This is a genomic window from Mesorhizobium sp. B2-3-11, assembly GCF_006442215.1.
In the GTDB taxonomy this organism is placed as follows: domain Bacteria; phylum Pseudomonadota; class Alphaproteobacteria; order Rhizobiales; family Rhizobiaceae; genus Mesorhizobium; species Mesorhizobium salmacidum.
This window is the reverse complement of record NZ_VFVS01000004.1, coordinates 129325-151798: the sequence shown is the minus strand read 5'-3', so window position 1 is coordinate 151798 and position 22474 is coordinate 129325. Positions and strand designations below refer to the sequence as shown.

Genomic DNA, 22474 nt, shown 5'->3' with positions numbered 1-22474 from the left:
ATGGAGGGGATAAGTAGGGGAGTAGGGGAGTAGGCGGCCTCTTCCCCTACCGCCTAGTCTATCAAATGCCTTCGCCGGCAAGCTCTTCCGACAGGGTGGCGACCTGGTTCTGGGCGCTGCGCATCATCGGGTAGATGGCCAGCACCTTTTGCCAGGCCTCGAGCGCCGATTGCTTGTGGCCTGTTTCCGCCATGATCTGGGCCAGGCCCGACAGCGCGCCGAAATGGCGTGGCTCGAGCTGCAGCGCGCGGTCGATGTCGGCCATCGACTTGCCGTAGTTCTTCATCATGAAATGCACGGTGGCGCGGCGGTTCCAGCCTTCGGCGTAGTTTGGCTGCAAGGTCACCACCTGGTCCAGGAAATCGAGCGCAACGTCGAACTTCCGATCGTTCATCGCTTTTTGCGACCACTGCATCATCAGGTCGATCGAGGCGCTGCCTGACTGGAACCATTCGTTCCAGATGTTGCCGGCAATGCGCTCGGCGGCCTTTTCGTTGCGCTCGCGTTTCAGGTCGGAGAACAGCTTGTCGATCCGCGCCTGCTTCGTTATTGGCGGGGCCGGAGTGTCCGGGGCCGCAGGCTGGGCATCGGAGGGCGCCGACTGACCATCCGTGGCTGCGACCGCGATCGGCCGATCACCGGCCTGCGTCGGCAGGGAGATGACGCCGGAAACCAGGAAAGTCGTCAAGAATGCAAAAAGGATCCGCATCGCCCGACTCTAGTCCCGGGCGGCGGAACCGCAAAGTGATTTTAGCGTGAGAAGATCGGCAGGCCGACAAACATCAATGGGCGGAGGCAAAAAGCCTCCGGCCGAAAACTCAACCCTGGCGCGCCTTGTAGCGCGGGGCGGTCTTGTTGATGATGTAGACGCGGCCCTTGCGGCGAACCAGCTGGTTGTCGCGGTGACGCGCCTTCAGCGCCTTGAGCGAATTCTTGATCTTCATGGTCTTGCCTGTCGGTGTGGACCCGGTTCCGGGTCGAAATTTTAAGGCGCGCCAGAAGACGCGCCTTTTGAACGGTGGGTGGCTCATAAACGAGGAGCCTTGCCCATGTCAACCGTAAGTCGATCGCAAGCGCGCTCCGCGTCCTGATATCATCAAATATCCGCCATGTCGGCCCCGTGGCATTGCGCGGCCATGAGCCGGCTGGGATGATGCCGTTTACTTCAAGTGATTTGGGGACGACCATGCGCCGAATATTCCTGTCCGCCTGCCTCGTCGTCCTGGCGGCGAGCGCGGCTGCCCGAGCGCAGGAATGCGACCGTTCCGACGACAGCCAGCAAATGATGAACATCTGTGCCGGCGAGGACTATCAGGCCGCCGACGCCAGGCTCAACAAGGCCTATCAGGACCTGATCAGCTCCGATGATGCCGATGGAAAGAGATCGCTGCAGGCCGCGCAACGGGCCTGGATCGCGTTCCGCGACGCCGAGTGCACGCATTCCACAGCCGCCAGCCAAGGCGGGTCCATCCATGCGATGGAGGTCTCGCAATGCCTGACCGGGCTAACCAATGACCGCATCAAGCAGCTCGCCGCCTCGGCCAATTGCGAGGAAGGCGATGCGACTTGCGCCAGTCCCGGCGAGGACGAGAGCGACGAGGTGCAATAGGCGTGTTGGTATCAGAGCGGTTGCTACGCAATTCCGGACGGAAAATCTTTAGACACTTTTTCTGGAATTGCTCTAACCGCGGCGGCTGATGCGGGTGAAGTGGCCCATCTTGCGGCCGGCCCGGGCTTCCGCCTTGCCGTAGAGGTGCAGCATCAGGTCGGGCTCGGCGAGCAGCGTTGGAACGCGCAGCACGTCGTCGCCGATCAGGTTCTCCATCACGCAATCGGAATGGCGGTCGGGGCTGCCCAGCGGCAGGCCGGCAATGGCGCGGATATGTTGCTCGAACTGCGAAACGATGCAGGCGGCTTCGGTCCAGTGGCCGGAATTGTGGACGCGGGGCGCGATCTCGTTGGCCAGCAGCGAACTGTCGGCCAGCACGAAGAACTCGACACCGATGACGCCGACATAGTCGAGCGCCGACAGGATTTTCGTCGCCGCGTCTTTCGCGGCCCGCGCGGTCGCCGGCGCAATGCCGGCCGGCAAGGTCGACGTGTGCAGAATGCCGTCATGGTGCACATTCTCGGCCGGATCGTAGGCGGCGAGAGTGCCGTCCAGCCCCCGCGCGGCGATAACGGAAATCTCGCGCTCGAACGGCACGAAACTTTCCAGGATCAGCGGCACATTGCCCATCGCCTCGCAGGTGCCGGCGAAACCGCCGGCTTCGATGTTGCGGAAGACGCGCTGGCCCTTGCCGTCATAGCCCATGCGCCGCGTCTTCAGGATGCCGCTGCCGTCGAATGTCTCCAGCGCCGCCGCCAGCCCGTCGTCGGTGTCGACCGGACGGAAATCGGCAGTGGCGATGCCGATGCCGTTGAGGAATGTCTTTTCGCTCACCCGGTCCTGCGCCACGTCGAGCGCGCGCGGCGGCGGATAGACCGGCACCTTGGCGGCAAGCGCGGTTGCAGCGGCCACCGGCACGTTCTCGAATTCATAGGTGACGACGGCACTCGCCATGGCCAGTTCAGCAAGCGCGGCCGGGTCGTCATAGGCGGCCGTGATCTGCCGGTTGGCGACCTGGGCGGCCGGGCAATCCTGCTGTGGCTCCAGCACGATGGTGCGGTAGCCGAGGCGGGCAGCGGCCATTGCCAGCATGCGACCAAGCTGGCCGCCGCCAATGATGCCGATGGTCGATCCGGCGGGCAGGCTCACGGCGTGTCCGTCGGTTCGGCGGCGACCTTGGCGGTCTGCGAGGCGCGCCACGCGTCGAGGCGCTGGGCAAGCTTGTCGTCATTGAGCGCCAGCACGGCAGCGGCTAGGAGGGCAGCGTTGGCCGCACCTGCCTTGCCGATTGCCAGCGTTCCGACCGGAATACCGGCCGGCATCTGGACTATGGAGAGCAGCGAATCCTGGCCCGACAGCGCCTTCGATTCCACCGGCACGCCAAACACCGGCAGTGGCGTCATCGCCGCCGTCATGCCGGGCAGATGCGCCGCACCCCCGGCGCCTGCGATGATCACCTTGTAGCCGGCCGCCTTGGCGCCCTTGGCGAATTCATAGAGCCGGTCGGGCGTGCGGTGCGCCGAAATGATCAGCCGCTTATGGGGGACACCAAGCGCCTCCAGCGTCTCCGCTGCCTGGCGCATCGTCGCCCAGTCGGATTGGCTGCCCATGATGATGGCGACGTCGGCGCGTTGATCGTTCAAGCCTCTGCTCCCGGCGACAAAGGCGCGCCTTAGCGGAATTCGCGCGGGGCCGCAAGGATTTCAGGCCATCGGCGAGGTGCCAACGGCTATATCCGGCTCATACCGCTGCTTTGCGGAAGCGGGCGACGAAGTCGTCGAGTTCGGGGCGCTCCATGTCGGAGATCGCCCAGTAGGAGAAAGCGCCGTCGCTCCAGTGCACCATCGAGAAGCCGCCGGAGGAAAGATCGTCCGGCTGGATAATCTTGCCGTCCTGCTGCGGTTCGGCGACGAGCGTGATCAGGTGCTCACGGTGGCGGTAGACCAGTGCCGGCACCGGCCGGCCTGATATCACCTCGACCCGGCCGCCGATGAGGGCGAAACCGTCCTGGGCAAGGTCCGGCGCGGGCGGCGAGACGCCGATCCGGGCGTCGAGCCAAGGCTTGACCGTATGGCGGTCGGAGGAAACGATGTCGATCGGGCTCGCAGCGAGCAGGCTGCGGCGATGGCCGCTGGCGACAGCGGCGGCAAAGCCGTCTTCCGCGCCGTTGAACATCACCCATTGCGTCGCGCCGCTGGCCAGCACCGCGCTGATCATGATCGACGCGGCCATGGCGCGCCAGTCGAACGAGCCGAAGCGGCGTGCCCTTGGCGATGTCCACGCCTGCGAAGGACGCGTCCCGGCTTCCCGTCGCTGGCCTGCGCCGGCAATCAATCCCGGGAGCTTCGACGGCGTGCCGCGCTGCGGCTGGGCCGCATCGGCTTGGTCCTGCTGGTCGGTGCCCGCCATGTTGATTGCCGCGATGCGGGTCCGAAAGGCGTCGCTGACTACCGGGTGCGGCAAGCGGCTGACCGCGCTTCGCAAGGCAAGGATGCGGGCATGCTCGGCGGCAAGCCGGGGGTCGGTGGCGATGCGACGCTCCACGGCAAGGGCCGCCGCCGCATCGAGCTCGCCATCGACAAGGGCGTGGATCATCAGTCTGATACCTTCGGGATCATTGGGCAGTCCGTCGTCATGGCCGGTCATGGCGCTCTCCCCAGTTCAGATGCCAGCAGGCTACGGGCCCGGGCAAGCCTGGACATCACCGTACCGATCGGCACGTCGAGCATGGCCGCAATCTCGCGATAGCTGAGGCCGTTAATGTCGCGCAGCACCAGCGTTTCGCGAAACGGCTGCGGCAGGGCAGCGATTGCCGCCTCGAGTGCCGCCGTATCGGCCTTGGCGATCAGGCTCGCTTCCGGACCGTCCTCGTCGGGCAGGCTGGTGCCATGGGCCGCCGCCATGTCGTCGAGATCGCCGAGATCACCGACGGCCATCATGGCGCGCGGCCGATTGCGCGCCATCCAGGTGTAGGAGGTGTTGCGCACGATGGTCAGCAGCCAGGCACGGGCGTTGCCGCCGGCATAGCCTGACATGCCGGTATGCGCCTTGATGCAGGCGTCCTGCACGACATCCTCGGCGTCGGCGGCATTGCCGGTCAGCCAGCGGGCAAGCGCCAGCGCGTCGCCGAGATGCGGCAGCACCACCTGGTTGAAGCGCTCTGCCAGGGCCCTCTCGCTCAAAGCAGCACCATGATCCCCTCCGGAGCGGACAGGCCGTGCCGCCTCAAGATGCGACAGCGATTTTGCCTGGCTTGCAGGGGCAAAGCCCCCGGAAACGGGCAAAGTCGCTTGCCTTGCTGAAAGTGAATTCATCTGCCTCACCAGTGTCAAGCGCCATGAAAAGAAAGCGCGCCACGGAGGAGGGACTGACGACGGTCATGCTCGCCAGCGGATGACGGCGGCTGCCGCCGCAGCCAGGTTCGCTGTGCTCGCGATGATGGGCATGCCGATCTCCTCAACGCCAGCCGTGGCGTATGTCGAGGAGACTTGTTGAGGAGACGATTTATTCCCGCGCGGGCATATCCGGCTGTTCACGGTCGCGTGATCAGCCGGTGCTTTCGGCATGGTCGGTTGGCGATCAATCCGGCCAGCGCAAAACACCCGACGAATCCTTGCGCGCAATTTTCATCGCGTCGGCCGGGCGCTCCTTCGCGGTCAGCACGGCGCGCAGGCGCTCAGCGACGACGTCCGCCTCGCCCGGATGAAGGTTACAGGGGTCGAGGAAGAAATGGCCGCGCTCGACCTCATGGTTGCGCACGATGATCGGAGGCGAGCCGGCGGCAAGCGCCGAGGCAAGACCGGCGGCGGTGAAGCGGCTCTCGGGCGAGACGAATATCTGCAGCCGGTCGAGCGGATTGGCGGTGGGGTCGGGAATGATGATGGCGGCGATGCCGGGCAGTCCCTGCAAAGCGTCCTTCCACAGATTGAGTGCCGCCTCCTCACGCCGGCGGATGCCGGCATGGTCGCGCTTCTCCCAGGCTTCGAGCGCCGCCATGGTGCCGGCGATGCTTTCCTTGCCGACCTTCATGGCGCGGGCGACACCGCGGTTCTGCAGATAGGCTGATCGCACCAGGTCCTTGCGGCCGGTGACGAAACCGCTGGTCGGCCCGCTCAGGAATTTGTGGCCGCTGTAGACGACGACATCGGCGCCGCGCGCGAGGAAACCGCGCAGATCGTATTCGGACGCGGCGTCAACGATGACAGGCACCCCCTTGGCGTGGCAGATCTCGCAGAATTCCTCCAGCGACAGCATGCCGTATTGCACGGTGTGGTGGGCGACGACGTAGAGGCCCGCCGCCGTGCGCTCGTTGATCGCTTCGCGCACATGATAGTCCTGGGTGACGCTGACCGTGCCGGCGGGCACCACCCTGGCGCCGGCGACGCGGACCGACTGGTCGATCGGCGCGCCGTAATTGACGATGTGGCCAAGCTGGATGATGACCTCCGATTTGAGGTCGCCGGTGTCGCCGGGCAGACGCTCGATGGCGAGCAGGTTGGTTCCGGTCATCGCGCCGGCAATCGCCATGGTGATGCCGCTTGCGCAACAGGCGGTGACGAAGCCGGCCTCGCCGCCGGTGAGGCGCGCGACAACCGTGCTCGCGGCGCGCTGCAGATCGTCCATCTCCACCCATTGCGAGGCCATTTCGGCCATGGCGTTGACGGCTTCCGGGACGATGATCGAGGCGCCGAGCGCGGTCATGGTGCCGGAGACGTTGATGATCGGCCGCAAGCCCAGCCGTTCGCGGATGGTGGTGTTGGAGCCGGTGTCGGAATAGGTTTTCATGTGAGCAAATCCCGTGGGTGGCAGGTCAGGCGGCGATCTCGACGACCGCTTCGATTTCGACGGTGATGTTTCCAGGCAGCGAGCCGACGCCGATCGCCGAGCGCGCGTGGCCGCCGATCTTGTCGAAGACATTAGCGAACAGGTCCGAACAGCCATTGACCACCTTTGGATGGTCGCTGAAGGTCGGCGTCGCATTGACGAAGCCGAGCAGCTTGACGACGCGCACAATGCGGCCGAGATCGCCGGCGGCGGCATGCATGACGGCAAGCAGGTTGAGCCCGGTCAGCCGGGCATGCTGATAGGCCTGCTCGACCGTCACATCCTCCCCGACCTTGCCGGTGCAAAGTGTGCCGTCGGCGCGCAGCGGCCCCTGGCCGGAGAGGAATATCAACCGGCCGCTCTCGGCATGGGTGACGAAGTTGGCGATCGGCGTCGGCGGCTCGGGCAGCGTCAGGCCGAGTTCGGCGAGCCTGATATAAGGCGTCATGGATGAAGGCTCCTTGGGCGGCCTGGCCGCCTGAGTTTAGAAGTGCGAGGCGCGGAAGCGCGCCAGGAAAGTGCGGAGGCGCTCGTTGGTGGTCTCCGTCGCGAGGATCTCCCTCGGCGGCCCGACGGCGCTGACGCCGCCGTCGGCCATGAAGACGATGCGGCTCGAAGCGTCGCGGGCGAAGGCCATTTCGTGGGTCACCATCAGCATGGTCATGCCGTCCTCGGCCAGGCTGCGCACCACCGCCAGCACCTCGCCGACCAGTTCGGGATCGAGGGCGGAGGTAATCTCGTCGAGCAGCAGGATCTTCGGTTCCATGGCCACGGCGCGGGCGATGCCGACGCGCTGCTGCTGGCCGCCGGAGAGTTCAGCCGGCAGGCTGTCGGCCTTGTGGGCGAGGCCGACGCGGCCGAGCCAGTGTTCTGCGATCGATCGCGCTTCGGCCTCGATCTTTCCCCGCACCTTGGTCAGGCCCAACATGATGTTGCCGGCCGCTGTCAGGTGAGGGAACAGGTTGAAGCTCTGGAACACCATGCCGGTCTCGGCACGCATGGCGGCAAGATCGCGCTCGCTGCGGCGCTGGCGCGTTCCGGCCTCGCGGTAGCCGACCTCGTTGCCATCGATGCGGATCGAGCCGCTGTCGTAGCTTTCGAGGAAGTTGACGCAGCGCAGCAGGGTGGTCTTGCCGCTGCCGGAAGGGCCGATGACAGTCACCACCTCGCCGCGCTTCACCTGAAGGCTGACGGAGCGCAACACCTCGACGGTGCCGAAGGCTTTTGAGACGTCGCGCACGTCGAGCAGTACCGGACCGGCGTTTTGGGCTTCGGACATCGTGCTAATCCCGGATGAAGGAGAAACGCTGCTCGAGCCGCCGGCTGGCGAGCGAGAGTGCGTAGTTGACCGCGAAATAGATGAGCGCGCCCAGTATATAGAGCGGCATCGCTTCATAGGTACGGCCGATGACCTGGTTGATCGCCTGCATCAAGTCGGTGATGCCGAGCAGCGACACCAGTGCGCTGCCCTTGACCGCGTCGGTGACCCCATTGATCCAGGGCGGCAGGAAGCGCCTGAAGGCCTGCGGAAAGATGACGTAGGTGAGCCGTTGGCGAAAGGTCAGCCCGATCGCCATCGCGGCCTCGGACTGTCCCTTCGGAATCGAGCCGACCGCGCCCCTGAGATACTCGATGACCTGCGCCGTCTTGAACAGAGTGAGCGCGGAAACCGCGGCCCAGAACGACGGCAGATGCAGCCCGATCGCGGGCAGGCCGTAATAGACGAAGAACATCAGCACCAGGATCGGAATGCCGCGAATGGTGTCCGAGAAGATGCGCACCGCCCAGCGCAGCGGCATTGGCCCGTAGACCAGGCCAACGCCCAGCAGGACGCCGGCGATGAGCGACAGAACCACGACCAGCAGCGAGACCCACAAGGTCACGGCGAAGCCTGCGGCAAGGAAGGGCAGTGCGTAGAGGATCTGGCTCAGCATGTCAGCGCGCCGCCCTGAACCGGCGCTCCACGAGCCGCAGTCCAAAAAGCATGATGTAGCCCGTCACCAGATACATGGCGGTGGTGACCAGGTAGACCTCGACGATGCGGAAGGTGTTGAAGTTGATCCACTGGGCGCCGAAGGTGAGTTCCGGCACCGAGATGACCGAGGCGATCGAGGTGTCCTTGAACAGCGAGATGAAGGTGTTGGAGAGCGCCGGCAGCGTGATGCGCAGCATGGTCGGCAGGCGCACGTGAAGCAGCCTTTGCCAAGGCGTCAGGCCGATCGCCTTGCCGGCGTCGAGCTGTCCGCGCGGGACAGCCTCGAGGCCCGAGCGAAACACCTCGACCAGATAGGCGCCGCTATAGACCGACAGGGTCAGCACAAATGAGGTTGGTGCGCTGTAGGCCAGGTCGACCATGGTCGGCAGGCCGTAGAAGACGAGATAGACCAGCAGGATCAGCGGCACGTTGCGGATGAATTCGACATAAGCTGCGATCACCGCCCGCACCACGCGTCCGGCCGAGACATACCAGACCGCGAGCACCAGACCGATGACGACGCCGATGGCGATCGAGATCACGGCAAGTTCGAGGCTGAGCAGCAGGCCGCCCCAGAGCTTGTCGAAATGCCGCCAGATCAGGTTGAAATTGAGGGCATAGCCCATGCATCCGCCTCGGTGTGAAGGGCGTCGAGTCGATTGCGGAAGGACTGGAATGCCGCCCTTCCGCAATCCGGGATCAGATGACCGGGAAGCCGGGGTGACGCGCCGGCGGTTCCTGGCCGAAATAGTCCTTGAAGGCTGCGTCGTAGAGCGCTGATTCATGGCCGAACATGGCGATGGTGAAGGTCTGGTTGACGAAGGTCAGCCAGTCGAGATCGCCTTGCCGAAGTGCTGCGCCGTAAAGCATCGAATACCAGCTCTTGCCGGCATCGAAATACTTGTCGGGATTGCGCGAGGCGAGCCAGCGAACGGTGGACAGGTCGACAGCGGCAGCGTCGGCGCGCTTGGATTCAAGCGCCTGCAGCACGTTGGCCTGAGTGTCGATCTGCAGCACCTGGGCCTGTGGCAGGGCGTAGTGGACCGAGCTTTCGGCGTCGACATTCTGCAGGATGGAAATGCGGGTCGCCGAACCGCCGGCGAGCAGCTTGTCGAAGGTCTTGTTCTCGGCGGTCGGCAGCGTCAGCAAGGCAACGCCCTCGACATAGTAGGGTCGGGAGAAATTGATCAGTTGCGAGCGCTGGGCCGTCATGGTCATGAACTGGATGGTGATGTCGACCTTGTTGGTGGTGACGTTGGGAATGCGCTGCGCCGGATCCTGCATGACGAACTCGACCTTGGTCGGATCGTCGAAAAGGCCCTTGGCGAGGATGCGGCCCATGGTGATGTCCATGCCGACCAGTTCGCCGGCATCGTTCTCGAAATGCCAGGGTGCGTTGGTGCTGCCGGTGCCGACAATCAGCTTGCCGCGGTCGAGCACGGTGCGCAGCAGGCTGTCGGATGCGGCTTGCGCTGCGGCCTTCTGGGCATCGACGGTTGCCAGAACACCTGCCGTCGCAAGTCCCGCCATTCCCAATTTCAGAAAATCACGTCTTCCGGATGTGTCGTTCACGGCGACCTCCTTTCGTGTTGTGTTCCCCTATGCACAGGGCATGCACGCGACAGCGACTATCAAAGATTGTCCCTTACAAGAGACGCATGTATCCTGTACAAGACAGATACTAACACCGGGAATCGACAATGCAAGATGGTAGTGTTTTGGCTGTTTCAGCCGACGAGAAGACGCCGGGCTCCCGTGAAAAGGGTCTCAACCGGGTCCTGGAGATCCTGGAGTTTCTTCACACGACGCAGCGTGCGATCGGCATTGGCGATCTCGCCAAGGGGGTCAATGCGCCGCGTTCGACGACCTACACGCTGGTGCGGTCACTGGTCGATGCCGGGCTGCTGGAAATGGCCGGCGATGGCAACCGCGTCTATTTCGGCAAGAAGCTCTACCTCTACGGAATGGACTACGTGCGCGGCAACGACCTGTTGCGGCGCGGGCGCCAGGAGGTCGATCATCTGTCGCGCGAGACCGGCGAGACCTCGGAACTGTGCATGCTGCAGAGCGGCCGTTACACGATCGTCCACTCCAGCCCCGGCACCAGGCCGTTCCGCATCAGTTCGGCCACCGGCCTGCAGATACCGCTGCCCTGGACCGCCTCGGGCCGGCTGCTGCTTGCTGGGCTGGATAGAGCGGCGATCGAAGCCATGGTGTCGGACGACGATCTCGTGCTGCCCGACGGCCGCAAGCTGCGGCTCGAGGATTTCATCGCCGACATCGCAAAGGCAGGGGTGACCGGCTACTGCGTCACCTCGGGTCTGGTCGACGCCTATACGAAATGCCTCGCCGTGCCGGTCTTTTCAGCGCCAGGCAAGGTCGAGGCAACGATGTGCCTGGTGGTTCCGATCGACACGTCGGAGGAGCGGACCGCCGATCTCATCGGCCTGCTGCGCGGCCGCGCCGCCGGGCTTTCGATTGGCGGATAGGCGGAAAGTGCCGGCGAGCGCGGGCCGGTTCCGTCTCAGGCGATGATGTCTGGAATGATCTTGTCTTCCAGCTTCATCAGCCGGTCCTTGAGGGCCAGCTTCTTCTTTTTCATGCGCTGGATCTGCAGCGGGTCGCAATTCATGGCGATCATCGCGTTGATGGCGGCATCGAAATCGGCGTGTTCCTGCTTCAGCCGGGAAAATTCGAGGCGAGTATCGGCCTGTTCCTGATCGGACATTCTCTACCGTCTGCACGTCTGCGGCGCCCAAAACTGGGCCTGGTTGGGCGGGGGCGGCAATTTCTGCCACCGGCGCGCAGCCCATATCACATTTCACGTTGTCGTGGAATGCTACCACGCAGCATTCGACATCGCTGCCTGATGGTGGCACACTGTCATTGTGCCGTCACAGATGCGACCTGCGGTGGACGTGCCTTTGACGGCTGCAATCGAGGAAACCATGAAAGGGAGAACCAATCATGTCTCTTGCATCCCATCTTGATGAGTTGCAGCGGAAACACGGCGACATCGAACGCGAAATCGATGACGCGATGAACCACCCGTCGGTGGACGATCTCGACATCGTAAATCTCAAGCGACGCAAGCTGGCACTCAAGGATGCGATTGAGAAATTGAGGGCGCAACCAACCTCGCATTGACGCTCACCTGACATAGCCGCTCACCACTGGCGGTCTTCCTTGCCGGCGGCACCTGCCGCCGGTGCAGTGGTTTTAATTTCAGCGATTCCATAAGTCGAAGCTAATATCCTTCAGGCTCATTTGTGCCCGGCCGCCGTCAGGTCGGCGTGCTGTTCAGGTCCCCGGCGGGGATCAATTGCTGCCAGTGGCGACCTGTCGCCATTGACAAGCCACCTTTGCTCCTCCACCTCATGCCCGGACTTCAGCGCATCGGACCCGGCTTGTGCGTCCAAGCGGACGCACGGGCTTCAGAGAGACGCATAGCGCTCCAGAGAGACGCATGGCGCTCCAGAGACAAAAGGCTGCCGGCATGACCGGATATTTTTCCTTTCCTTTCCCCCGCCGCACCTCGGTCGGCGTCGATGTCGGCGGTGTGGTCGTCGGCGGCGGCGCGCCCGTCGTCGTACAGTCGATGACCAATACCGACACGGCCGATATCGACCAGACGGTCGCGCAAGTCGCGGCGCTGCACCGCGCCGGTTCCGAGATCGTGCGCATCACCGTCGACCGCGACGAGAGTGCGGCCGCCGTGCCGCGTATCCACGAACGCCTGTTGCGGCTCGGCATCGATGTGCCGCTGGTCGGCGACTTCCATTATATCGGCCACAAGCTTTTGGCCGACCATCCGGCATGCGCCGTGGCGCTGGCCAAGTACCGCATCAATCCCGGCAATGTCGGCTTCAAGGACAAGAAGGACCGGCAGTTCACCGATATCGTCGAAATGGCGATCAAGCACGACAAGCCGGTACGCATCGGCGTCAACTGGGGCTCGCTCGACCAGGAACTGTTGACCCGGCTGATGGACGACAACCAGGACAACGGTTTCCCCCTGACCGCGCAGGAAGTCACGCGAGAAGCGATCGTGCAGTCGGCGATCCTGTCGGCCGAGATGGCCGAAGAGATTGGCCTTAGCCGCGAAAAAATCATCCTGTCGGCCAAGGTCAGTGGCGTGCAGGACCTGATCGCCGTCTACACCGAACTCGCCACCCGTTCCAATCACGCGCTGCATCTCGGCCTCACCGAAGCCGGCATGGGCTCCAAAGGCATCGTCGCTTCTTCCGCCGCGATGGGCATCCTCCTGCAGCAAGGCATCGGCGACACCATCCGCATCTCGCTGACGCCGGAGCCCAATGGCGACCGCACCCGCGAGGTGCAGGTGTCGCAGGAACTGCTGCAGACCATGGGCTTCCGGCAGTTCGTGCCGATCGTCGCGGCCTGCCCCGGCTGCGGCCGCACCACCTCCACCGTGTTCCAGGAACTGGCGCAGAACATCCAGGCGGACCTGCGCAAGAACATGCCGGTGTGGCGTGAGAAATACCCGGGCGTCGAGAACCTCAAGGTCGCCGTGATGGGATGCATCGTCAACGGCCCGGGTGAGTCCAAGCATGCCGATATCGGCATTTCGCTGCCCGGCACCGGCGAGACGCCGACCGCGCCTGTCTTCGTCGACGGCAAGAAAGCGGCGACGCTGCGCGGGCCGTCGATCGCGGCGGATTTCGAGAAAATGGTCGCCGACTATATCGAACAGAGGTTCGGTCAGGGCGGCAAGGCCGCGGCAGAGTAGGCCAGATGCGGCGTTTCCTCTGGGCGGCGCTGATATTCCTGTGTGGTATGGCCTGGTCGACGCTTGCCCAGGCGGATCCACCGCAATCTGCCAAGCAGCGGCTGATCGACAAGGTCTGTAACCTGATCCAGGCGCATGCCGACCAGAACGGCCTGCCCCGGGATTTCTTCGCCCGCCTGATCTGGAAGGAAAGCCGGTTCGATCCCAACGCCGTGAGCCCTGTCGGCGCCGAGGGCATCGCCCAGTTCATGCCGGGCACCGCCAAGATGCGGGGGCTGGAAAATTCCTTCGACATCACCCAGGCGATCCCGGCGTCGGCTAGATATCTCGCCGAAATGAAGGCCGGCTATGGCAATCTCGGTCTGGCCGCCGCTGCCTACAATGCCGGCGAGAGCCGGGTGTCGCGCTGGCTGAATTCCGGCGGCTTCCTGCCGATGGAGACGGAAAGCTATGTCTTCGACGTGATGGGCGAGCCGGTCGACAAGTTCACGGACCGGGCCTATGCCGGAAAAGTCGAGCCACTCGACGGCAAGCTGGATTTCGCGGTCGCCTGCCGCAAGCTGCCGGTGATCATGTCGAGAACGGTGGCGATGGCCTCGATCAACATCAAGCCATGGGGCGTCCAGGTGGCGGGCAATTTCCGCCGCAGCGCCGCGATCAGCCAATGGCTCAGGGTGCGGGGCCGTTTTCCGGCCCTGCTTGCCGGGCATGATCCGGTGGTGAGCCGGGTGCGCACGCCGATCGGCCGGCGCGGCATCTACGCTGTCAGGATCGGGATCGACGACCGAACTGCGGCCAATGTCATCTGCCAGAAACTGCAAAGCGTCGGTGGCGCCTGCGTGGTGGTGCGCAACCGGTAAAGGCCTGAAGACGGCGCCCGTCGCATCCAGCAACAATTTCAGCTATAGGGCGGCCACCATCTCTCCTTGGGCAGCAGCCCTGTCATCGCGAGCGCCCATGTTCGACGGATACATCATCTGCGGCACGCCCAGAACCGGCAGCACCCTGCTGTGCAAGCTGCTGGCGGCCACCGGAACGACCGGCGACCCCCACTCATTCTACCGGCGGCAGGATGTGTCGGAGTGGGCCGAGGATTGGGGACTGCCCGCTCGCGACACGATGGGCGAGCTTGAATTCCAGCTTGCCTATCTCAATGCGGCGATCGGTGCCGGCAAGGGCGATACTGAAATCTTCGGCTTGCGCCTGATGCAGGAGAACCTGGGCGAGCTTTCGGCGATACTCGACCGGATTTTTCCGGAGCTTGCGTCGGACAAAGCGCGTTTCGAGAGGGCTTTTGGCCGTGTCCTCTACATACACCTGTCGCGCGAAAACAAGCTCGCGCAGGCCGTCTCCCTGGTCAAAGCCCGGCAAACCGGTCTTTGGCATATCGCTCCCGACGGAACCGAAATCGAAAGGGTAGGGCCTGCCAGGGAACCTCACTATGATTTCGAGCGCATCAAGGGTGAGGTCGAAGAGTTGGAAGCCTATGATGGCGCCTGGAACATCTGGTTCGCGCAACAGGGCATAGCGCCATTGCGGATCGGCTATGAGCACCTTGCCGCCGAGCCGGCCGTGGCACTGCTGCGCATCTGCGAAGCCCTGGGCGTCCGGGCACCGGATGTCCGGCATGTCAGGCCCGGCGTCGCCAAGCTCGCCGACGAGACGAGCCTGGACTGGATGCGCCGCTTTCATCTGGACGCAGCCGTCTGAGGCGTTGATGGGTGGTCAGGCTGTCTTGGCCACCACCGTCTCGCTGAGCCAGGTGCCGATCTTGGCGCCGAGGCGATCGGGCGAAACGGGCTTGGGCAGATAGTCGTCCATGCCGGCCTCGATGCACTTGTCGCGGTCGCCCTTCAGCGCATGCGCGGTGACGCCGACGATCGGGATGTGGCCGCCGGACGAAGCTTCGATCGTCCGGATGGCGCGTGTCGCCTCATAACCGTTCATTTCCGGCATCGAGACGTCCATCAGAACCAGCCTCGGGTGCAGCGACCGGTACATCTCGACCGCGGTGCGGCCATTGCCGGCGATGCGGTAGCTCAAGCCGAGCCCATTGAGGATTTGGCCGAACACCATCTGGTTCACGTCATTGTCCTCGGCGATGAGGATGTCGATCGGGCTGTTCGGCGCGGCGTTCGATTCCGGCACTGCCGCGACCGGCAGGGCGGGGCCGCGGATAACCGTGAAGGCCGGCGGAGCCGGCTGAGGCATCGGTTGGACCGGCTCGCGAATGAACTGCGCCTTGCCGGCCTGCGAGCGCGCCTTCTGGATGACCGAAATGACCGTGCCGAGCAGGACCGCCGACCGCGCCGGCTTGGTCAGATGCGCCGATATGCCGAAGTCGATGATCATCTTGCCGAAATCGACCTGGTCGACCGAGGTCAGGATAACGACCGGGATGGCGGACAGCCGGCTGTCGGCGGCGATGGCCCGGGCGACATCGGCGCCGTTCATGCCGGGCATCTGATAATCGAGGATGATACAGTCGACGCTGGCGCCGAGTTGGCAGGCGCGATCGAGGAAGGCGAGGCCTACCGCGCCGCTTTCGGCGGCGGCGCAGTCGAAGCTCCAGCTTCTGAGCTGTTCCAGCAGGATCTCGCGGTTGACCGGATTGTCATCGATGACCAAAACGCGCGCGCCGGTGACGTCCACCGGCACGATAGCATCGCGCGCCTCGGCACGGTGGACCGGCAGCGGCACGGCGAACCAGAAGACGGAGCCGCGGCCGATCTCGCTCTCGACGCCGATCTTGCCGGCCATCAGGTCGACGAGACGGGCGGCGATGGCGAGCCCAAGGCCGGTGCCTTCGTGACGGCGGGTCGAGGAGCCATCGACCTGGGCGAACTTCTCGAACACGTTCTGCAATTTCTCGGCCGGGATGCCGATGCCGGTGTCCTCGACGCGCAGCTTGAGCTGGACGACGTCGTTGACGGTTTCGCCGCCGACATCGATCAGCACATGGCCCTTCTCGGTGAATTTAACCGCATTGCCGACCAGGTTGGTGACGATCTGCCGAAAGCGGCCGGCGTCGCCAACGACATGGGCCGGCAGCCTGGGGTCGACGCGCACGATAAGTTCCAGGTTCTTCTCGGCGACGCGCGCCGAGACCAGCGTCGCCACATCCTCCACCGCTTCCGAGAGGCGGAAAGGAGCAGGGTCGAGCGTCAGCTGCCCGGCATTGATCTTCGAGAAATCGAGAATGTCGTTTATGATGGTGAGAAGCGCGTTGCCTGATTTGACGATAACGTCGGTGAAGGTCTTCTGGCGCGGGTTCAACTCGGTCTTGGCCAGCAATTCGGCCATGCCGAGCACGCCGTTCATCGGCGTGCGGATCTCGTGGCTCATATTGGCCAGGAATTCCGACTTGGCGCGGTCGGCCGCCTCGGCCTTGAACAAGGATTCGGCCGACTGGGCAAAAGCGCGGCGGATCGCCTGTTCCATCGGCCGGAAGATCCAGAAGGCGACAATGGCCAGGACGGCGAACAACAGGCCGCTCGCCCACAAAAGCAGCCGGTCGCTGGAGGCGTCCGCCAGATGGCGTTCCTCGTCCATCGCGGTGCGGACCCGCACCAGCATGGGCTGAACGAACAGGTCGTTCTGGTTGCGGATTTCGCGAGCGCTCCATTCATCGGTCTTTTGCGCCACCGACATCAGATTGAAGTTGCGAACCATGTCACGCGGCGACCAGAACAGATCGCCGTTGACGGAAGCGGCTGCCAGTTCGTCGACGGTCTTGGCCGACAGGCGCTGACGTATCGCCGCGAACTGGGCGGTCAGTGCCTCGATCTCGCCGGTCAGACGCTCGGAATGGTCGCGTGCCGAAGCCGTCAGCGCATCGCGCGTCTCGATCCGCCAGGCGGAGCTGGTTGTCTCGGCGAAGCTAGTGGCGTTGCGCAGGTCGCGGGTGAAAACGACGAGATTGCTGCTCAGCGCATCGATTTCATGGCGCAAGGAATTGACGCGATTGAGCGCACCCATGATGGCGGCCGAAGCCAGCGCGAAAACCAACAATCCTGAAAGATAACGTATCCGGACGGACCGGATGAAAGAAGAATATTCCGGCATGCGCAACCCCAACACATACGCATTCTAAGAATTGGGATTACGCTTCATTTACATTAAGATTTCGTTGGCACAACCACAGGTGCAATGTGCAACCCGATATGGGCCTTCCGTCAGCTGTTGCGGGTTGCCACGAAGGTCGCGGCGGCCTTCAGCAGGGCCGCCTTTTCGCCATAGGGTTCGAGCAACGCGTGCGCCTGGCCGACGAGACCGTCGAGCTGCTTGCGTGCCCAATCCGCGCCGTGCAAGGCAACCAGCGTCCCCTTGCCCGCGGCGGCATCCTTGCCGGTCGCCTTGCCCATCTGCCTGGCGTCGGCCGTCAGATCCAGCAGGTCGTCGGCGAGCTGGAAGGCAAGGCCGATCGCTGACCCGAACTCGGCCAGCCTTTCCCGGTCATCCGGCTGTGCGCCGGCCAGGATTGCACCCGCCTCGCAGGCGAAGCGGATCAAGGCGCCGGTCTTCATCGCCTGTAGCCGGATGATGCCGGCCTCGTCCGGTCGCACCAGCTCGGCTTCGAGATCAAGCTTCTGGCCGCCGACCATGCCACCGGCCCCGGCGGCGCGGGCCAGCGCCAGCACCAGCGCGCACCGCCGCTCGGCCGGCAGCGCGGTCGCTTCGCCGGCGAGGATATCGAAGGCGAGCGTCAGCAGTGCGTCGCCGGCCAGGATGGCGGTGGCCTCGTCAAAGGCCTTGTGCACGGTCGGCTGACCGCGGCGCAGGTCATCATCGTCCATTGCCGGCAGGTCATCATGGATCAGCGAATAGCAATGCACGCATTCGAGTGCCGCCGCGACGCGCAGCGCGGCTTCACCATCGGCGGAAAACAGTGCCGCACTTTCCATGACCAGGAAGGGGCGAAGGCGCTTGCCGCCGTTCAGCACGCCATGGCGCATCGCCGCCATCAGGCGATCGGGCCGCGCGATCTCGCCCGATAGGGGGCGGTCGTCGAGCAACCGGCGCAGCATCACCTCGGCGGCGGCCGCGCGCCTGATGAGCGCCATTTCGAACGCCATTTCGTCCTCATTCGTCATGGCCGGGACCGGTAGCCGACACTCAGACGTTGCGCAAGAAGGCAAGCGCCATTATGCCGGAGCAAGGAGAAGTACGGGTTGGGCGGCTTGGCGGAACCGATCGTCGATCATGAGACCGAAAAGCTGGACATGGCGACGAGATCGCGAGGCGTGAACCGTCGCAGTCTCAGGCGCTGGGTCCGGCGTGGCATCGTCGTGGCCGCCGTGCTGGCGCTTATCCCGGTGGTGCTGACCTTTCTCTACCTGCCGTTCTTCGTGCACCCGGTATCGACGCTGATGCTGAAGGACCTGGCGACCTTCTCCGGCTACGACCGGCGCTGGGTTTCCATTGATGACGTGGCACCCGTGCTCGCCCATTCGGTCATCATGTCGGAGGATGGGCAGTTCTGTTTCCACCGCGGCGTCGATCTTGGCGAGCTCAGGGGCGTCGTCGACGATGCGCTGGCCGGCGAGGCGACGCGCGGCGCCTCGACCATCACTATGCAGACGGTGAAGAACCTCTTCCTCTGGTCAAGGCCGCTGGGCTCGGTGCGCAAGGTCGTCGAACTGCCGCTGGCCGTCTACTTCGACGCGGTGATGTCGAAACGGCGCATCATGGAGATCTATCTCAACATCGCCGAATGGGGGCCGGGCATCTACGGCATCGAGGCGGCGGCGCAGCACCATTTCGGCATTTCCGCAAAGCAGTTGTCGCGCCGGCAGGCGGCCCTTCTCGCCGTCACTCTGCCAAACCCGATCGCCCGCAATCCGGCAAAACCCGGACCGGGCCTCAGACGGCTTGCCAACCTGATCGAGCGGCGCGCCGGGCGCTCAGGCGCTTATGTCGGCTGTCTGGACTAGCCGTACAAAAAAGATTCACCGCAGTGCTGGCCAAAACGGTGTCAGGCGTGTATAGGCACCCGACTTTCTCAGATTTAGGCCCGACATGGCCCTTTCACGAGGGCGGGCGGGCTTTTGACCATGTAGTGGAGCATATCCATGGCCGTTCCGAAACGCAAAACCTCTCCGTCCAAGCGCGGCATGCGCCGCTCGGCCGACGCCCTCAAGGCCCCGACCTATGTCGAGGACAAGAATTCCGGCGAAATGCGCCGCCCGCACCACATCGACCTGAAGACCGGCATGTACCGTGGTCGCCAGGTGCTGACGCCCAAGGAAAGCTGAGCCCAGCTTTTTTTCGAGGTTAGAGTTGCAAAAGACCGGCCTCTGGCTGGTCTTTTTGCGTTTGGTGCGGCGTGCGCGCCGGCTACTTCAAGCGCCGAGTTTTCGTCTCTCGTTTTTTCATGTCGGCCGGGCAAACGGCTGACATGGTTGTTGCATCCGGTCTTCGACCGTGTTTGCGGCCGTGCACGAAAAATCTTGACGCCGTGCCTGTGGAGCATTCTACAGAAGGTGCCCCCATATGGAGACGCCAGATGTTCGGTGCCGTCCCGCTTTTGATCGTGCCTTTCGTGCTCTACAATCTCGGCCTGCTCGGTATATTCGGCGGCGGCGACGATCCATGGGCGAGCGAGATATTCTCGTTCCGCATGATGTCGGGCGGGGTGTTCTCGATGACGCTCGGCGACCTGATCGTGCTGATCGGGCTGATCTTCCTGTTCCTCGAAATGGTGAAGTCGGCGCGCACGACCACGGCCTCGATCATGGACCATCTGCTGTCGACGCTTGTCTTCGTCGCTTTCCTGGTCGAGTTCCTGCTGGTGAAGGGTGCCGCCCATTCCATCTTCTTCACGCTGATGATCATCGCCCTGTTCGACGTGCTGGCCGGGTTCGCGGTGTCGATGCGGTCGGCCAGTCGCGACATCAATTTGAACTGAGGCTCAGCCCGGATCAGCGGTGAAGCCGGCGGCTTCAATGCCGGCAATCGCGGCTGCCTCGTCATTGTCTGACGTGTCGCCGGAAATACCGACGGCGCCGATGATGGTGCCGGCTTTGTCGCGGATCAGCACGCCGCCGACCACCGGCAGCACCCGTCCCCCCGAAACGTCGGAAATACCGGCAACCAGATGTGGGCGCTCCTTGGCGAAGGCCTCGACCTTGCGCGAGCCCATGCCGATCGCCAGCGCGCCATAAGCCTTGCCGGCCGACATTTGCGGGCGCAGGAACGAGGCGCCGTCCTGGCGCTGGAAGGCGACCAGGTGTCCGCCGGCGTCGAGCACCGATACGCCGAGCGGCTTGAGCTTGAGATCGGTGCCCCTGGCGAAGGCGGCATTGATGATCTCGACGGCTTTTTCGAGCGACAGCGCGGTCATGGCAATCTCCTGTTGAACAGCCCAATCATCGCCGGCCAGCCGGACCAGGCAATCCCGCTTTCGGTTGAAATTGCTTCCTGTGAAGCCGCGGGATCAAGGCGCACCTGTCCGACGGCGTCACGACCGCTCGATTCAAGGCTAGGAATTGGCGGAAAGGCGGGGCGTTACTTTTTCTTGGCGCGGGCCGGCTTCTTGGCGGGGGCGGCAGGCGTGTTGGCTAGATCTTCGGCTTCCTTGGCGAGCCGCAGCGCTCGCAGCTTGTCGGTCTTGGCCTTGCGGGCGTCGCTCTCGGCGACGTACTCGGCCATGACCTTCTGACGGACCGTCGCCGCCTCTTCCTGCTTCTTGAAGCGCAGATCGGCACGCGCGCGGGCGGTGTCCCTAGAGTTCTCAACCAAGAGCGTATCCAATCCCGTGAAGTGTGATTTCCATCCTTTGTAGCAGAGCCGGCCTTTCAACGGGGAAAATAGTTGGTCAGGCGGCCGGGCTGGCGTTGAGGGCCTTTTCGGCAACCACCGCTTCATAGGCGGCCTGCAGCGTCGCGCGGACAGAGGGGCCGGGCGCTGTATCGAGGGGGGTGCCGAGGTGCTCATGGCGCAACTCGGCCATGAATTTCTCCCACATTGGCGGTCCGCCCTTTTCCAGGAGTTCGGCGCGGATCGAAAGTTCCTCGCTGGTCGGCAGCCAGACCCGGCCCCAGGCGCCGAGATGGGCCAGGATCGGCACCAGCGTGATGGCCATCTCGGTGAGGCTGTAGATCGCCTTCTGCTTGTGCGAAGGATCGTCCGCCTTGGTCAGCATGCCGAGCTCCATCAGCCGCTTCAACCGGTCGGCGAGGATGTTGGAGGCAATGCCTTCCATCGATCCGTTGAGCAGTTCACGAAAATGGCGCCTGCCGCCAAAAATCATGTCGCGCAGGATGATCAGGCTCCAGCGGTCGCCGAACACCTCCAGCGAGAGGTTGATCGGGCAGCCGGACCGGCGATCGAGGGTCATTCCATTTTCTCCACAAAACCGGTTGCATTATCGTATCGGTTTTATTATCGTGCAACCGATTGCAAAATGCAAGCAGAAGAGGAGGCCATGAGATGACAACCAAAGACCGTCCCGAGATCATATCCGAAACCTTCGGCGATCCAGCGGGTCCGGCACTGCTGCTAATCATGGGCGCTATGGCCTCGATGCTTTGGTGGCCGGAGGCGTTTTGCCGGAAGCTGGCGGATGCCAGCCTATACGTGATCCGCTACGACAATCGCGACACCGGCCGGTCAACCAAATATCCGGTGGGACAGCCGCCCTACACTTTCGACGACATGGCCGACGACGCGATGGCCGTTCTCGACAGCCACGGCATCGGCAAGGCCCATGTCGTCGGCATGTCGATGGGCGGCATGATCGCGCAACTCGTCGCGCTCAAGCACCCCTCCCGTGTCGCATCGCTGACGGTGATCAGCAGTTCGCCCGTGGGGACCGACACTTTGCATTTGCCGCGGACGACCGACGCCTATTTGGAGCATTCGGCCGATGGGGCCAAAGTCGATTGGGCGGACCGCCGCCAGGTCATCGATTTCATGATCAGGGATGCGCGGGCAATCGCCAGCACCGCCCATCCATTCGATGAGGAGGGGATGAGAGCGTTCATCGAACGGGATTATATCAGGTCCGGCGGCTTCCTGAGCGCCACCAATCATTTCATGCTCAAGGGCACGGATCAGTGGAAGGGTCGCCTGCATGAGATGAAGGCGCCATTGCTGGTCATCCACGGCACGTCGGATCCGATCTTTCCGGTCGAGCATGGCGAAGCCCTGGCCCAAGCTGTTGCCGGCGCGAAACTCCTTCGCGTCGAAGGCGGCGGTCACGAACTGCATCCGGACGACTGGCCTGACATGGAAGCCGCTATCGTCGCGCACGTCCGATCCAGCTGAGACTTCGCGGGTCAGCCTTGATGACCAAGGCTCATCGAAATAGTTAAGC

Annotated in this window: 28 protein-coding genes; 10 read left to right on the top strand and 18 right to left on the bottom strand. The window is 63.8% G+C overall.

Going from position 1 to position 22474, the window contains the following annotated elements:
- Positions 1-61: 61 nt before the first annotated feature.
- Together FJ960_RS08040 and ykgO are read right to left on the bottom strand one after the other, a co-directional pair.
- A complete protein-coding gene (locus tag FJ960_RS08040; protein ID WP_140509039.1) occupies positions 62-709 on the bottom strand; it encodes a tetratricopeptide repeat protein in 648 nt (215 codons plus the stop codon).
- Between the two features lie 109 nt (positions 710-818).
- A complete protein-coding gene (gene ykgO / locus FJ960_RS08035; RefSeq protein WP_006327841.1) occupies positions 819-944 on the bottom strand; it encodes a type B 50S ribosomal protein L36 in 126 nt (41 codons plus the stop codon).
- A gap of 242 nt (positions 945-1186) precedes the next feature.
- Here ykgO and FJ960_RS08030 point away from each other — a divergent pair, with 242 nt between their 5' ends.
- On the top strand, positions 1187-1609 hold the full coding sequence (locus FJ960_RS08030; RefSeq protein ID WP_140712995.1) for a lysozyme inhibitor LprI family protein: 423 nt from the start codon (positions 1187-1189) through the stop codon (positions 1607-1609).
- 72 nt (positions 1610-1681) lie between these two features.
- Here the strand turns inward: FJ960_RS08030 and FJ960_RS08025 are convergent, their stop codons facing one another.
- The 10 genes from FJ960_RS08025 to FJ960_RS07980 all read right to left on the bottom strand — a co-directional run bounded on the left by FJ960_RS08025 (position 1682) and on the right by FJ960_RS07980 (position 9938).
- Entirely contained in the window at positions 1682-2758 is a 1077-nt protein-coding gene (locus FJ960_RS08025) for a 5-(carboxyamino)imidazole ribonucleotide synthase (protein WP_140712993.1), read from the bottom strand.
- Positions 2755-3252, bottom strand: a complete 498-nt coding sequence (gene purE / locus FJ960_RS08020; protein ID WP_027141852.1) for a 5-(carboxyamino)imidazole ribonucleotide mutase — start codon at positions 3250-3252, stop codon at positions 2755-2757. Before purE ends, FJ960_RS08025 begins: the two co-directional genes overlap by 4 nt.
- A 97-nt stretch (positions 3253-3349) precedes the next feature.
- Positions 3350-4255: an anti-sigma factor gene (locus FJ960_RS08015; protein WP_140712991.1), complete on the bottom strand. Its 906-nt coding sequence runs from the start codon at positions 4253-4255 to the stop codon at positions 3350-3352.
- Positions 4252-4791 carry a sigma-70 family RNA polymerase sigma factor gene (locus tag FJ960_RS08010; RefSeq protein WP_140509047.1) on the bottom strand — a complete coding sequence of 180 codons (540 nt, stop codon included), beginning with the start codon at positions 4789-4791 and terminating at the stop codon, positions 4252-4254. The genes FJ960_RS08015 and FJ960_RS08010 overlap by 4 nt, the downstream gene beginning before the upstream one ends.
- A 397-nt stretch (positions 4792-5188) precedes the next feature.
- Complete coding sequence (locus tag FJ960_RS08005; RefSeq protein ID WP_140712989.1) at positions 5189-6394, bottom strand: aminotransferase class V-fold PLP-dependent enzyme; 1206 nt, start codon at positions 6392-6394, stop codon at positions 5189-5191.
- A gap of 25 nt (positions 6395-6419) precedes the next feature.
- Positions 6420-6881, bottom strand: a complete 462-nt coding sequence (locus FJ960_RS08000) for a RidA family protein (protein ID WP_027141856.1) — start codon at positions 6879-6881, stop codon at positions 6420-6422.
- 36 nt (positions 6882-6917) lie between these two features.
- On the bottom strand, positions 6918-7712 hold the full coding sequence (locus tag FJ960_RS07995; RefSeq protein ID WP_140509050.1) for an amino acid ABC transporter ATP-binding protein: 795 nt from the start codon (positions 7710-7712) through the stop codon (positions 6918-6920).
- 4 nt (positions 7713-7716) lie between these two features.
- Positions 7717-8367 (bottom strand): amino acid ABC transporter permease, encoded by a 651-nt coding sequence (locus tag FJ960_RS07990; protein ID WP_140509052.1) that lies wholly within the window; start codon positions 8365-8367, stop codon positions 7717-7719.
- Position 8368: 1 nt separating this feature from the next.
- A complete protein-coding gene (locus FJ960_RS07985) occupies positions 8369-9034 on the bottom strand; it encodes an amino acid ABC transporter permease (protein ID WP_140712987.1) in 666 nt (221 codons plus the stop codon).
- Between the two features lie 73 nt (positions 9035-9107).
- Positions 9108-9938: a transporter substrate-binding domain-containing protein gene (locus FJ960_RS07980; protein WP_010911956.1), complete on the bottom strand. Its 831-nt coding sequence runs from the start codon at positions 9936-9938 to the stop codon at positions 9108-9110.
- Positions 9939-10108: 170 nt separating this feature from the next.
- On the opposite strand from FJ960_RS07980, the gene FJ960_RS07975 reads away from it, so the two are divergent.
- Entirely contained in the window at positions 10109-10897 is a 789-nt protein-coding gene (locus FJ960_RS07975; RefSeq protein WP_027141860.1) for an IclR family transcriptional regulator, read from the top strand.
- A gap of 35 nt (positions 10898-10932) precedes the next feature.
- Here FJ960_RS07975 and FJ960_RS07970 read toward each other — a convergent pair whose 3' ends face one another.
- Positions 10933-11136, bottom strand: coding sequence for a YdcH family protein (locus FJ960_RS07970; RefSeq protein ID WP_027141861.1), 204 nt, complete (start codon positions 11134-11136; stop codon positions 10933-10935).
- A gap of 239 nt (positions 11137-11375) precedes the next feature.
- Between FJ960_RS07970 and FJ960_RS07965 the strand changes: the two genes are divergently transcribed.
- From FJ960_RS07965 to FJ960_RS07950, 4 genes are all read left to right on the top strand, one after another.
- Positions 11376-11555: a YdcH family protein gene (locus FJ960_RS07965; protein ID WP_027141862.1), complete on the top strand. Its 180-nt coding sequence runs from the start codon at positions 11376-11378 to the stop codon at positions 11553-11555.
- A 349-nt stretch (positions 11556-11904) separates the two neighbouring features.
- Entirely contained in the window at positions 11905-13158 is a 1254-nt protein-coding gene (gene ispG / locus FJ960_RS07960; RefSeq protein ID WP_140509088.1) for a flavodoxin-dependent (E)-4-hydroxy-3-methylbut-2-enyl-diphosphate synthase, read from the top strand.
- A gap of 5 nt (positions 13159-13163) precedes the next feature.
- On the top strand, positions 13164-14018 hold the full coding sequence (locus tag FJ960_RS07955; RefSeq protein WP_140712985.1) for a lytic transglycosylase domain-containing protein: 855 nt from the start codon (positions 13164-13166) through the stop codon (positions 14016-14018).
- Positions 14019-14115: 97 nt separating this feature from the next.
- A complete protein-coding gene (locus FJ960_RS07950; RefSeq protein ID WP_140712983.1) occupies positions 14116-14868 on the top strand; it encodes a Stf0 family sulfotransferase in 753 nt (250 codons plus the stop codon).
- Positions 14869-14883: 15 nt separating this feature from the next.
- On the opposite strand, the gene FJ960_RS07945 is transcribed toward FJ960_RS07950, so the two are convergent.
- Positions 14884-17223: a response regulator gene (locus FJ960_RS07945; RefSeq protein ID WP_140712981.1), complete on the bottom strand. Its 2340-nt coding sequence runs from the start codon at positions 17221-17223 to the stop codon at positions 14884-14886.
- Between the two features lie 110 nt (positions 17224-17333).
- Positions 17334-18233, bottom strand: a complete 900-nt coding sequence (locus FJ960_RS07940; protein WP_246672660.1) for a polyprenyl synthetase family protein — start codon at positions 18231-18233, stop codon at positions 17334-17336.
- 96 nt (positions 18234-18329) lie between these two features.
- Between FJ960_RS07940 and FJ960_RS07935 the strand changes: the two genes are divergently transcribed.
- The 3 genes from FJ960_RS07935 to FJ960_RS07925 all read left to right on the top strand — a co-directional run bounded on the left by FJ960_RS07935 (position 18330) and on the right by FJ960_RS07925 (position 20065).
- Positions 18330-19091, top strand: a complete 762-nt coding sequence (locus FJ960_RS07935; RefSeq protein WP_140712977.1) for a transglycosylase domain-containing protein — start codon at positions 18330-18332, stop codon at positions 19089-19091.
- Between the two features lie 138 nt (positions 19092-19229).
- Complete coding sequence (gene rpmF, locus FJ960_RS07930) at positions 19230-19412, top strand: 50S ribosomal protein L32 (protein ID WP_008834724.1); 183 nt, start codon at positions 19230-19232, stop codon at positions 19410-19412.
- Between the two features lie 251 nt (positions 19413-19663).
- The gene (locus tag FJ960_RS07925) at positions 19664-20065 is read left to right on the top strand and encodes a hypothetical protein (protein ID WP_027141869.1); all 402 of its coding nucleotides are present in this window, start codon (positions 19664-19666) and stop codon (positions 20063-20065) included.
- 3 nt (positions 20066-20068) lie between these two features.
- On the opposite strand, the gene FJ960_RS07920 is transcribed toward FJ960_RS07925, so the two are convergent.
- The 3 genes from FJ960_RS07920 to FJ960_RS07910 form a co-directional block, all read right to left on the bottom strand.
- A complete protein-coding gene (locus FJ960_RS07920) occupies positions 20069-20500 on the bottom strand; it encodes a heme-binding protein (RefSeq protein WP_140509065.1) in 432 nt (143 codons plus the stop codon).
- A gap of 164 nt (positions 20501-20664) precedes the next feature.
- Complete coding sequence (locus FJ960_RS07915) at positions 20665-20898, bottom strand: hypothetical protein (protein ID WP_140712975.1); 234 nt, start codon at positions 20896-20898, stop codon at positions 20665-20667.
- Between the two features lie 76 nt (positions 20899-20974).
- The gene (locus FJ960_RS07910; protein ID WP_140509067.1) at positions 20975-21496 is read right to left on the bottom strand and encodes a helix-turn-helix domain-containing protein; all 522 of its coding nucleotides are present in this window, start codon (positions 21494-21496) and stop codon (positions 20975-20977) included.
- Positions 21497-21588: 92 nt separating this feature from the next.
- Between FJ960_RS07910 and FJ960_RS07905 the strand changes: the two genes are divergently transcribed.
- Positions 21589-22425: an alpha/beta hydrolase gene (locus tag FJ960_RS07905; RefSeq protein ID WP_140712973.1), complete on the top strand. Its 837-nt coding sequence runs from the start codon at positions 21589-21591 to the stop codon at positions 22423-22425.
- Positions 22426-22474 lie beyond the last annotated feature (49 nt).

Excerpts from the sequence above, each read along its gene's own strand:
- FJ960_RS08040 (WP_140509039.1), bottom strand. The coding sequence starts at position 709 with ATGCGGATCCTTTTTGCATTCTTGACGACTTTCCTGGTTTCCGGCGTC.
- ykgO (WP_006327841.1), bottom strand. The coding sequence starts at position 944 with ATGAAGATCAAGAATTCGCTCAAGGCGCTGAAGGCGCGTCACCGCGAC.
- FJ960_RS08030 (WP_140712995.1), top strand. The coding sequence starts at position 1,187 with ATGCGCCGAATATTCCTGTCCGCCTGCCTCGTCGTCCTGGCGGCGAGC.
- FJ960_RS08015 (WP_140712991.1), bottom strand. The coding sequence starts at position 4,255 with ATGACCGGCCATGACGACGGACTGCCCAATGATCCCGAAGGTATCAGA.
- FJ960_RS08005 (WP_140712989.1), bottom strand. The coding sequence starts at position 6,394 with ATGAAAACCTATTCCGACACCGGCTCCAACACCACCATCCGCGAACGG.
- FJ960_RS08000 (WP_027141856.1), bottom strand. The coding sequence starts at position 6,881 with ATGACGCCTTATATCAGGCTCGCCGAACTCGGCCTGACGCTGCCCGAG.
- FJ960_RS07995 (WP_140509050.1), bottom strand. The coding sequence starts at position 7,712 with ATGTCCGAAGCCCAAAACGCCGGTCCGGTACTGCTCGACGTGCGCGAC.
- FJ960_RS07990 (WP_140509052.1), bottom strand. The coding sequence starts at position 8,367 with ATGCTGAGCCAGATCCTCTACGCACTGCCCTTCCTTGCCGCAGGCTTC.
- FJ960_RS07985 (WP_140712987.1), bottom strand. The coding sequence starts at position 9,034 with ATGGGCTATGCCCTCAATTTCAACCTGATCTGGCGGCATTTCGACAAG.
- FJ960_RS07980 (WP_010911956.1), bottom strand. The coding sequence starts at position 9,938 with ATGGCGGGACTTGCGACGGCAGGTGTTCTGGCAACCGTCGATGCCCAG.
- FJ960_RS07975 (WP_027141860.1), top strand. The coding sequence starts at position 10,109 with ATGCAAGATGGTAGTGTTTTGGCTGTTTCAGCCGACGAGAAGACGCCG.
- FJ960_RS07970 (WP_027141861.1), bottom strand. The coding sequence starts at position 11,136 with ATGTCCGATCAGGAACAGGCCGATACTCGCCTCGAATTTTCCCGGCTG.
- FJ960_RS07965 (WP_027141862.1), top strand. The coding sequence starts at position 11,376 with ATGTCTCTTGCATCCCATCTTGATGAGTTGCAGCGGAAACACGGCGAC.
- ispG (WP_140509088.1), top strand. The coding sequence starts at position 11,905 with ATGACCGGATATTTTTCCTTTCCTTTCCCCCGCCGCACCTCGGTCGGC.
- FJ960_RS07955 (WP_140712985.1), top strand. The coding sequence starts at position 13,164 with ATGCGGCGTTTCCTCTGGGCGGCGCTGATATTCCTGTGTGGTATGGCC.
- FJ960_RS07950 (WP_140712983.1), top strand. The coding sequence starts at position 14,116 with ATGTTCGACGGATACATCATCTGCGGCACGCCCAGAACCGGCAGCACC.
- FJ960_RS07945 (WP_140712981.1), bottom strand. The coding sequence starts at position 17,223 with ATGCCGGAATATTCTTCTTTCATCCGGTCCGTCCGGATACGTTATCTT.
- FJ960_RS07940 (WP_246672660.1), bottom strand. The coding sequence starts at position 18,233 with ATGGCGTTCGAAATGGCGCTCATCAGGCGCGCGGCCGCCGCCGAGGTG.
- rpmF (WP_008834724.1), top strand. The coding sequence starts at position 19,230 with ATGGCCGTTCCGAAACGCAAAACCTCTCCGTCCAAGCGCGGCATGCGC.
- FJ960_RS07925 (WP_027141869.1), top strand. The coding sequence starts at position 19,664 with ATGTTCGGTGCCGTCCCGCTTTTGATCGTGCCTTTCGTGCTCTACAAT.
- FJ960_RS07920 (WP_140509065.1), bottom strand. The coding sequence starts at position 20,500 with ATGACCGCGCTGTCGCTCGAAAAAGCCGTCGAGATCATCAATGCCGCC.
- FJ960_RS07910 (WP_140509067.1), bottom strand. The coding sequence starts at position 21,496 with ATGACCCTCGATCGCCGGTCCGGCTGCCCGATCAACCTCTCGCTGGAG.
- FJ960_RS07905 (WP_140712973.1), top strand. The coding sequence starts at position 21,589 with ATGACAACCAAAGACCGTCCCGAGATCATATCCGAAACCTTCGGCGAT.